Origin of the sequence: Enterobacter cloacae complex sp. IR5384 (assembly GCF_049237265.1) — a bacterium.
GTDB lineage: Bacteria > Pseudomonadota > Gammaproteobacteria > Enterobacterales > Enterobacteriaceae > Enterobacter > Enterobacter cloacae.
The window spans coordinates 1-1,507 of sequence record NZ_JBMKHJ010000097.1; the positions used below are offsets into that span (position 1 = coordinate 1).

At 63.7% G+C, this 1,507-nt stretch carries 1 protein-coding gene and 1 pseudogene; both read left to right on the forward strand.

Translation table 11 applies throughout. The features are described 5' to 3' along the window. Positions 1-106: 106 nt before the first annotated feature. Positions 107-541 (forward strand): annotated as a pseudogene (locus ACOTX3_RS25990) (Mu transposase C-terminal domain-containing protein); the annotation flags it as partial. A gap of 2 nt (positions 542-543) precedes the next feature. After that, a partial coding sequence (locus ACOTX3_RS25995; RefSeq protein ID WP_421635000.1) for a TniB family NTP-binding protein occupies positions 544-1,507 on the forward strand: 964 nt, incomplete at its 3' end.

Sequence of the window (1,507 nt, forward strand, 5' to 3'; positions counted from 1 at the left end):
ATGGTGATCCCCTGGGCGAAATGCGCCTGGTAAGCAGAGTTTTTGAAATGTAAGGCCTTTGAATAAGACAAAAGGCTGCCTCATCGCTAACTTTGCAACAGTGCCCGCCGATGCGCTCAAGCCGTGGATTGCGCGGCGTGAACGCTGGCCGTCCTTTCTGATCCGGCGCGATCCGCGCGACATCAGCCGTATCTGGGTCCTGGAACCGGAGGGACAGCATTACCTGGAAATTCCCTACCGTACCTTGTCGCATCCGGCTGTCACCCTCTGGGAACAACGGCAGGCGCTGGCGAAACTGCGGCAGCAAGGGCGCGAACAGGTGGATGAGTCGGCGCTGTTCCGCATGATCGGCCAGATGCGTGAGATTGTGACCAGCGCGCAGAAGGCCACACGCAAGGCGCGGCGTGACGCGGATCGCCGCCAGCACCTCAAGACATCAGCTCGGCCGGACAAGCCCGTTCCGCCGGATACGGATATTGCCGACCCGCAGGCAGACAACTTGCCACCCGCCAAACCGTTCGACCAGATTGAGGAGTGGTAGCCGTGGACGAATATCCCATCATCGACCTGTCCCACCTGCTGCCGGCGGCCCAGGGCTTGGCCCGTCTTCCGGCGGACGAGCGCATCCAGCGCCTTCGCGCCGACCGCTGGATCGGCTATCCGCGCGCAGTCGAGGCGCTGAACCGGCTGGAAGCCCTTTATGCGTGGCCAAACAAGCAACGCATGCCCAACCTGCTGCTGGTTGGCCCGACCAACAATGGCAAGTCGATGATCGTCGAGAAGTTCCGCCGCACCCACCCGGCCAGCTCCGACGCCGACCAGGAGCACATCCCGGTGTTGGTCGTGCAGATGCCGTCCGAGCCGTCCGTGATCCGCTTCTACGTCGCGCTGCTCGCCGCGATGGGCGCGCCGCTGCGCCCACGCCCACGGTTGCCGGAAATGGAGCAACTGGCTCTGGCACTGCTGCGCAAGGTCGGCGTGCGCATGCTGGTGATCGACGAGCTGCACAACGTGCTGGCCGGCAACAGCGTCAACCGCCGGGAATTCCTCAACCTGCTGCGCTTCCTCGGCAACGAACTGCGCATCCCGTTGGTTGGGGTAGGCACGCGCGACGCCTACCTAGCCATCCGCTCCGATGACCAGTTGGAAAATCGCTTCGAGCCGATGATGCTGCCGGTATGGGAGGCCAACGACGATTGCTGCTCACTGCTGGCCAGCTTCGCCGCTTCGCTCCCGCTGCGCCGGCCTTCCCCAATTGCCACGCTGGACATGGCTCGCTACCTGCTCACACGCAGCGAGGGCACCATAGGGGAACTGGCGCACTTGCTGATGGCGGCGGCCATCGTCGCCGTGGAGAGCGGCGAGGAAGCGATCAACCATCGCACACTCAGCATGGCCTGTCGACAACCTCTCGCGCAACCAAGACATCGCGGTCGGACTGCAAGTGATCTTGAAGCCACGGGCCCGTCCCACCCCGACATGGACCTCGATGCCCGAACGGACGTTA